A 7,622-nucleotide genomic window follows, 5' to 3' on the forward strand; every position below is an offset into this window, starting at 1 on the left:
GGAACAAGCCAGCCAGTCCATCGCTGCTTACATCCACGGCTTCTACAATCCAGCCCGGCTACACTCGGCGCTGGGCTACCATTCGCCTAACAACTACGCCCGGCAGCTCAGAACTGCCGCCTGAAACGGCTTCATGGCGTCCGTTTTCAGGGAGCCAGATCAGTCAGCCGCATGGATGCGGCTGCCAAGCCTACATGGACGTACTTGCGGCGTCCCCGCACTCCGACAACCCCCGCCCCCCTGCGGATAGCCCGCTTTTGACGTTGACGTTGCTTCGGCTTGCAGCAGGTGCAGGGCGCAGCCCTGCTCGACCAACCCTCAGACCGTGATGGTCTGGGTCAGCGACTCCCACGTCGGCGGCACCGGCCACGACGCCACCTGGTTGCCATCCAGCACCCGCCGCAGGTCGCGCGGATCAATCTGCGGAGCCAGCACATGCACCAGCTCCAGCGCGTAATCGCGCAGCACCCGATCGCGCGGCAGCACCGCCCAGGCGATGCACTCGGTGATCGGCTCCGGTGCCGGCCACACCCGCAGGTCTTCGTCGTTGGCGCTGATCGCCATTTCCGCCAGCAGGCCGACACCCAGCCCGGTGCGCACGTAGGTCTTGATCAGGTCGGCATCCAGCGCGGTCAGCGCCAGGTCGGGCACCAGACCGTCTGCGGCAAATGCACGCTGCAATGAAGAGCTGGGCCGGGTGGACGACTCGTAGCTGATCAACGGTTGCCGCGCGAGCGCCGCCAGGTCCGGGGCGCGGCCGGCACGATCCAGCGGATGGCCCTTGGGTACCACCACCAGACGGCGCCAGCGGAACAGCGGCACGGCAATGCCATCGCTGGGCTCACCGCCTGCGGTACTGATGATGGCGATATCGGCATCGCCCTGGTTCAGGCGATCCAGCGCATCGGCCTCGCCCGCCTGCTGCAGGTGCACGCTCACCTGCGGATAGGCCTGCTTGATGCGCGCCACCGCCGGTGGCAGCACGAAGCGCGCCTGGGTGTGGGTAGTGGTGAGAATCAGCTGGCCCTGGCTTTCGCGGCGCTGGTTGGCCGCATAGGTGCGGATGTTGTTGGCTTCCGACAGCACCGCGCGGGCGCGGCTGATCACCTCGGTACCGGCCGGGGTGACCGACTCCAGGCTGCGCCCCTTGCGCACGAACAGCAGGAAACCCAGCTCATCCTCCAGCTGCTTGAGCTGCTTGGACAGGCCAGGCTGGGTGGCGTGCACGCGCGAGGCGGCGAGCGTGATGTTCAGCTCGGCGTCGGCGATGGCAACCAGGTAGCGCAGCTGGGTCAGCGTCATGGGCAGGCAGGCGGCATGGGGCGGAGGTCCACTCTAGGGTCAATTGCCGTCACCAGCTTATAACCAAAGGTTGTTTAAGAAAGGTATCTGGTCATTTCCGGCGGTCATATGCCGGCGCTACGGTCAGCCGGCAGCCGCTGGCCCGCTGGCCAGCCCCCTCTTCCCCGCCACGCCGGCGCCCGGCGCGGCCTGTTTCCGGAGCGCCATCATGGCCCTGTACGACTCCATCCTCGACACCATCGGCAATACCCCCATCGTCAAGCTGCAGCGCCTGGCACCGCCGGGCGTGACCCTGTACGCCAAGGTGGAGTCCTTCAATCCCGGCGGCTCGGTGAAGGACCGTCTGGCGCTGGCGATCATCCTCGACGCCGAACAGCGCGGCCTGCTCAAGCCCGGCGACACCATCGTCGAAGCCACCTCGGGCAACACCGGCGTCGCCCTGGCGATGGTTGCCGCCGCGCGCGGCTACAAGTTCGTGGCGACCATGGTCGAGACGTTCTCGGTGGAACGCCGCAAGCTGATGCGTGCCTATGGCGCCAAGGTGATCCTGACGCCGGCCGCCGAACGTGGCAGCGGCATGGTGCGCAAGGCAAGCGAGCTGGCCGAACAGCATGGCTGGTTCCTGGCCAGCCAGTTCGCCAACCCGGCCAACCCGGCCTACCACCGCAACACCACCGCCGCCGAGATCCTGCGCGACTTCGCCGGCAAGCGGCTGGACTACTTCGTCAGCGGCTGGGGCACCGGCGGCACGCTCACTGGCGTTGGCGAAGTGCTGAAAGTGGCCCGCCCACAGACCCGCATTGTCGCTACCGAACCGGCCGGTGCCGCGCTGCTGAAGGGGGACGACTGGAAGCCGCACAAGATCCAGGGCTGGACGCCGGACTTCGTACCCGATGTACTCAACCGCAGCGTGGTGGATGAACTGGTGACAGTGGAAGACGACCGCGCGATTGCCACGGCACGCCGGCTGGCCGCGGAGGAAGGCATCTTCGTTGGCATCTCGGCCGGCGCCACGGTGGCCAGCGCGCTGGATGTAGCCAGCCGCGCCGAATCGGGGTCGGTGATCCTGGCGATGCTGCCGGACACGGGCGAGCGCTACTTCTCCACGCCGTTGTTCGCCGATGTGAACGAAGGTTCCGACGACGATTGGCTGGCCGGCCTGCCGTAAGCCGCTCACAGCCGTAATCCAGGGTAGCGCCGGGCCATGCCCGGCGTTGCTGTCTGCGGGATTCACGTCGCGCGCCCGCCGGGCGTGGCCCGGCGCCAGTGGCCCGGCCTGTGGCCCCTTTCTGCTTCAGCCTGCGTGAAGGTTATTGCCCCCATCGTGCATGAACGCGCGGATCGCAGCGCATGAGACGGTCATGACGCAGCATCGATGCCCTGTCCCGCAAGATGCGGGTACAGCCAGCGCGGCCATGGTGCGCAACAACTACAGGCAGGAGACGGACGCATGAAGATCGAAGTGTGGCAGGGCGACATCACGACCCTGGCGGTGGATGCGATCGTCAACGCGGCCAACGAATCACTGCTCGGCGGTGGTGGCGTGGATGGTGCGATCCATCGCGCTGCCGGCCCGGAACTGCTGGCCGAATGCGAGCGCCTGCCGGAGCTGCGGCCCGGCGTGCGTTGCCCCACCGGTGAGGTGCGCGCCACCGATGCGCATGCGCTGCCGGCACGCTACGTGCTGCACACGGTCGGCCCGGTCTGGCACGACGGCCAGCGCGATGAGCCGGCGCTGCTGGCCAACTGCTACTGGAAGTCGCTGCAGCTGGCCGAGTCGCTGGGGCTGCAGTCGATCGCTTTCCCGGCAATCAGCTGCGGTGTGTACGGCTATCCGCTGTACCAGGCCGCGCAGGTTGCGGTCACCGAAACGCTGGCCTGGCAGCGCAGTCATGCGCAGCCGATGCGCATCGTGCTGGTGGCGTTCAACACCGCTACTGCCAAGGCCTACCAGCAGGCGTTGACCGCAGCCGGCCAGCTTGCAGACAGCGAACGTGCATTGCTGCTGCCGCCCCTGGGCGATGGTGGATTCGCCGCGGCGCATTGAACTGGCGCCGCACGTGGATAAGAAAAGGCCGGGCAATGCCCGGCCTTTTCATGGGTATTCCGCACGCCAGCAGGTGCGTCAGTCCGCTTCCACCGCCGCATCGACTGCTTCGACCGCCGCATCGGCGGTGGCAGCCGCCTCCGCGCTCGCCGGGCGGGTCTGGATGCGCAGCTCGAACATCGCTGCCTCTTCGCTGAGGCTGGAGACGTCAACCGTATAGCGACCGGCCGCAAGCACGTGCTCAAGCCGCGCGTTGGTGCCGTTGCCACCGTCATCGTCAACCAGCGAAACGTCGCCGTTGTTGACCCGCAGCAGGGTATCGACCTGGCTGGAAATGGCGTCCAGCTGGATCTCTGTGGGGCCGGTCAGGTTCAGCACGAAACGGCGGTGGCCTTCCCCATCAAGCATGCCGAACACGTTGCCGGAGGCCGGCAGGGTCGTGCCATCCCGACTGATCAGGTTCGCTGGCATCTCGGTACGCTTGGCGGTGAGCTTGAACGCGCCGGTGGCATCTTCGCCGAGGCTGCGCACGGTCAAGGTGTAGCTGCCCGGTTCCAGCGGCAGGCTGATGCGCGAGTCGGTGCTTTCGGCGGTATCGTCATTCTCCGAACGGGCGCCGTTGCCTTCCAGCTTCAGCACGGTATCGAACGCATTGGATTCCAGGCTGATCTCATACATGCCGGCCTTGTCCACCTGCAGGGTGTAATCCTGCGACTTGGACACCAGCAGGTCGGCGATCTCGCCACCGGCCTTGATCGGCTTGCCGTCGTACGCCACCAGCTTCTCGGCGCGCAGGCGGTACGGCCCGAACGCGTCGGTGTCATCGGCATTGACGGCGACCTGGTAGATGCCCGCACCGTTGGCGCGGAACGCCAGCGAGCCATCATCGGCACGGTCGTAGCCGGCGTTGCTGTTGGCCACCAGGATGCCGTTGTTGAACACGGCAACCGAACCCTTGAGGGCACCGGTCAGCTTGATGCCCACCAGTTGCTTGTCTTCCAGCTTCATCTGGTAGACCTGGTGGTGGCTGCCATCGTTGAAGTTGATGCCGCTGCGCGAGGTGATCTCGCCGGACACCGGCTTGTCGAATTCCAGCGGCGGGGCCTTGCCCACGTCGGTGCTCGCACCCATCCGGTTGCAGCCACCGACAGCCACTACCGTGGCAACGGCCAGCGCAATTGCAGTGATACGCATGTTGTTCTCCTTGGCCTTCCATGTATGCCCCACGCACCGGCCTGGCGTGCGGGAAGCGGCAACGATACCGACAAAAGCAAACGCCGGCGTGATGCCGGCGCTGCCTGTTCAGTTCATGCTGCGGTCGGGCCGATCAGCCGTTCCACTTGCCCAGCGCGGCCATGCCGTTTTCCTTGGCGCGCTCGTAGACGGTCTTCTGCGCAGCGGCGTAGTTGCCCTTCATGTCCTTGCCCCACAGCTTCAGTGCAGCCTGCTGCATGGCACGGCCGTAGGAGAAGCTCAGCGGCCACGGCAGGTTGCCCATCTGGTTCATGGCATTGAGGTGCGCGGTGGACTGCTCATCGCCCTGGCCGCCAGACAGGAACACCACGCCCGGCAGGATCGCTGGCACGGTGCTCTTCAGGCACATGACGGTCGATTCGGCCACTTCCTCGACATCGGCCTGCTCGTCGCAGCCCTTGCCGGAGATGACCATCGAGGCCTTCAGGATGGTGCCTTCCAGCAGCACGTTCTGCTGGTACAGCGCGTCGAACAGCGAACGCAGGGTGGCTTCGGTGACTTCGTAGCAGGTCTCGATGTCATGCTCGCCATCCATGATCACTTCCGGCTCGACCATCGGCACCAGGCCACATTCCTGGCACAGCGCGGCATAGCGGGCCAGCGCATGGGCGTTGGACTCGATGCAGGTACCCGACGGAATGCTCTCGCCGATGTTGATGACCGCGCGCCACTTGGCAAAGCGCGCACCCAGCTTGTAGTACTCCTGCAGGCGCTCGCGCAGGCCGTCCAGGCCCTCGGTGACCAGCTCGCCCGGGCAACCGGCCAGCGGGTGCGCACCCTTGTCCACCTTGATGCCCGGGATCATGCCGTGGTCGGCCATGTACTTGGCGAACGGCACGCCGTCCTTGGTCGACTGACGGATGGTCTCGTCGTACAGGATGGCGCCGGAAATGTGCTCGTTGAGCTTCGGCGTGGTCAGCAGCAGTTCGCGGTAGGCGCGACGGTTCTCTTCGGTGTTCTCGATGCCGACGCTGGCAAAGCGCTTGGCAATGGTACCGGTGGATTCGTCGATCGCGATGATGCCCTTGCCCGGGGCAACCATGGCCTGGGCGGTTTCAGCCAGCTGTTCGATGCTCATGTACTTCCTGTGGCGGGTGCGGGAAAAACGTAAGTATAGCCCCGCTACCCCGTTACCTCGACGTGGAGGCCAGGGTGGAAACGATTCCACGCCAGGACGGGACAGTAAATGTCCACAGGCGTTCACAGGCGGGCCAGATCCCGGACCGGGATCTGGCTCCTTGCTGCCGCAGGATCAGAGGTCGCCCAGACCGCTGGCGCGGCCGTCGTCGCCCACTTCCAGCAGGCGCAGCGTATTGGTCGCGCCGTGGGTTTCCATATGCTCGCCGCTGGTGAACACCACGCGGTCGCCGGCCTGCAGCATGCCGCCTTCCACCAGCAGGCGGATGCTGCCACGTGCTGCTTCGCGCGGGGTGAAGCCGCGGCTGTCGAAGTTGATCGGGAACACATCGCGCATCAGCGCCATCTGCCGGCGCGCGCCGTCGTGGCGGGTCACTGCGAAGACCGGTGCCGAGGCACGGAAGCGCGACAGGTAACGCGCGGTGCCACCGGATTCGGTCATCGCCACGATCGCGCGCACGCCCACGTGCTGTGACAGGAACATGGTGGCCATGGCAATCGCCTGGTCGGCGCGTTCCAGGTTGCGCGGCGACGCACCGAAATCAGTGTCGATCTGGAACTGGCGCTCGGCGCCCAAGCAGATGCGCGCCATCGCTTCCACGGCCTTGACCGGGTACGCGCCGGCAGCGGTTTCAGCCGACAGCATCACCGCATCGGTGCCGTCGATGACCGAGTTGGCCACGTCCAGCACTTCGGCGCGGGTCGGGATCGGGCTTTCGACCATCGACTGCAGCATCTGGGTGGCCGTGATCACCACCTTGTTCTGCGCCAGCGAGGCCTTGATGATCTTCTTCTGCAGGCCCGGCAGCTCGGCATCGCCGATTTCCACGCCGAGGTCGCCACGGGCCACCATCACCACATCGCTGGCCTCGACGATCTCTTCCAGGTTCTCGATCGCTTCGGTGCGCTCGATCTTGGACACCAGCGCGGCATAGCAGCCATGCGATTCGGCGATCTCACGCGCATCGTTCATATCCTGCGCATTGCGGCAGAACGAGACGGCGATGAAGTCCACGCCGATCTTGGCGACGATGCCGATCAGTTCCTTGTCGCGCTCGGTCAATGCGCCCAGCGACAGGCCACCGCCCTGCTTGTTCAGGCCCTTGCGGTCAGACAGCACGCCATCATTGAGCACGGTGTTGATGATGCGCTCACCATCCACTTCAACGACCTGCAACTGCATCAGGCCATCGTCGAGCAGCAGGACGTCACCGGCGGTCACGTCCTGCGGCAGGCCGAGGTAGCTCACGCCCACCTGGCTGGTGTCACCCGGCGGCGGATTGGCCGAGGCGACCAGGTCGAAGCGGTCACCGGCCTTGAGCTTGATCTTGCCTTCGGTGAAGCGTTCGATGCGGATCTTCGGGCCCGGCAGGTCGGCCAGGATGCCCACTTCCACGCCCACCCGCTGTGCGGCAGCGCGCACGTCGGCGGCACGCTTGGCCTGGCCGGACGGGTCACCGTGGCTGAAATTGAGGCGCACCACGTTCACGCCAGCGCGGAACAGATCCTCCAGCACGCCCGGCGGATCGGTGGCCGGACCGAGGGTGGCAAGGATCTTGGTGCGACGCTGACGCTCGAACATGATGAAGGGGCCTCTCCCGTTAAAGGACTGAAATTAGCACATCCTTCACGCTCCATGTATACGGTTACAGCCTTGTGCTGCCTGACTCTGCGGGACATCGCACGGACATGTTCCGGACATACGCTGGCCGATGGCAGCGGAAGTGCCGCGGGGGGGCGGCCCCCCCGCACCCCCCCCCCCCCCCCCCCACCCACCCCCCCCCCCCCCCCCCCCCCCCCCCCCCCCCCCCCCCCCCCCCCCCCCCCCCCCCCCCCCCCCCCCCCCCCCCCCCCCCCCCCCCCCCCCCCCCCCCCCCCCCCC

7 protein-coding genes are annotated in these 7,622 nt (G+C 66.5%); 3 read left to right on the top strand and 4 right to left on the bottom strand.

Annotated elements, in window-relative coordinates:
• The coding region (locus ACVOLJ_RS20635; RefSeq protein ID WP_481564529.1) for an IS3 family transposase at positions 1–124 on the top strand (124 nt) is incomplete at its 5' end.
• Positions 125–318: 194 nt separating this feature from the next.
• Here the strand turns inward: ACVOLJ_RS20635 and ACVOLJ_RS20640 are convergent.
• Entirely contained in the window at positions 319–1,302 is a 984-nt protein-coding gene (locus ACVOLJ_RS20640; protein ID WP_481564975.1) for a LysR family transcriptional regulator, read from the bottom strand.
• A 208-nt stretch (positions 1,303–1,510) separates the two neighbouring features.
• On the opposite strand from ACVOLJ_RS20640, the gene cysK reads away from it, so the two are divergent.
• Both cysK and ACVOLJ_RS20650 read left to right on the top strand, forming a co-directional pair.
• Positions 1,511–2,470 carry a cysteine synthase A gene (gene cysK / locus ACVOLJ_RS20645; protein ID WP_481564976.1) on the top strand — a complete coding sequence of 320 codons (960 nt, stop codon included), beginning with the start codon at positions 1,511–1,513 and terminating at the stop codon, positions 2,468–2,470.
• Between the two features lie 282 nt (positions 2,471–2,752).
• Positions 2,753–3,349, top strand: coding sequence for an O-acetyl-ADP-ribose deacetylase (locus tag ACVOLJ_RS20650; protein WP_475280161.1), 597 nt, complete (start codon positions 2,753–2,755; stop codon positions 3,347–3,349).
• 78 nt (positions 3,350–3,427) lie between these two features.
• Here the strand turns inward: ACVOLJ_RS20650 and ACVOLJ_RS20655 are convergent, their stop codons facing one another.
• From ACVOLJ_RS20655 to pyk, 3 genes are all read right to left on the bottom strand, one after another.
• Positions 3,428–4,543: an ABC transporter substrate-binding protein gene (locus ACVOLJ_RS20655; protein ID WP_481564977.1), complete on the bottom strand. Its 1,116-nt coding sequence runs from the start codon at positions 4,541–4,543 to the stop codon at positions 3,428–3,430.
• Positions 4,544–4,676: 133 nt separating this feature from the next.
• Positions 4,677–5,681 carry a class I fructose-bisphosphate aldolase gene (locus ACVOLJ_RS20660; protein ID WP_481564978.1) on the bottom strand — a complete coding sequence of 335 codons (1,005 nt, stop codon included), beginning with the start codon at positions 5,679–5,681 and terminating at the stop codon, positions 4,677–4,679.
• 174 nt (positions 5,682–5,855) lie between these two features.
• Positions 5,856–7,322: a pyruvate kinase gene (gene pyk, locus ACVOLJ_RS20665; protein ID WP_475280164.1), complete on the bottom strand. Its 1,467-nt coding sequence runs from the start codon at positions 7,320–7,322 to the stop codon at positions 5,856–5,858.
• Positions 7,323–7,622: the final 300 nt, after the last annotated feature.

Source organism: Stenotrophomonas sp. STEN046 (genome assembly GCF_056759755.1).

Coding starts and splice junctions, on each gene's coding strand:
- ACVOLJ_RS20640 (WP_481564975.1), bottom strand. CDS start 1,302: ATGACGCTGACCCAGCTGCGCTACCTGGTTGCCATCGCCGACGCCGAG.
- cysK (WP_481564976.1), top strand. CDS start 1,511: ATGGCCCTGTACGACTCCATCCTCGACACCATCGGCAATACCCCCATC.
- ACVOLJ_RS20650 (WP_475280161.1), top strand. CDS start 2,753: ATGAAGATCGAAGTGTGGCAGGGCGACATCACGACCCTGGCGGTGGAT.
- ACVOLJ_RS20655 (WP_481564977.1), bottom strand. CDS start 4,543: ATGCGTATCACTGCAATTGCGCTGGCCGTTGCCACGGTAGTGGCTGTC.
- ACVOLJ_RS20660 (WP_481564978.1), bottom strand. CDS start 5,681: ATGAGCATCGAACAGCTGGCTGAAACCGCCCAGGCCATGGTTGCCCCG.
- pyk (WP_475280164.1), bottom strand. CDS start 7,322: ATGTTCGAGCGTCAGCGTCGCACCAAGATCCTTGCCACCCTCGGTCCG.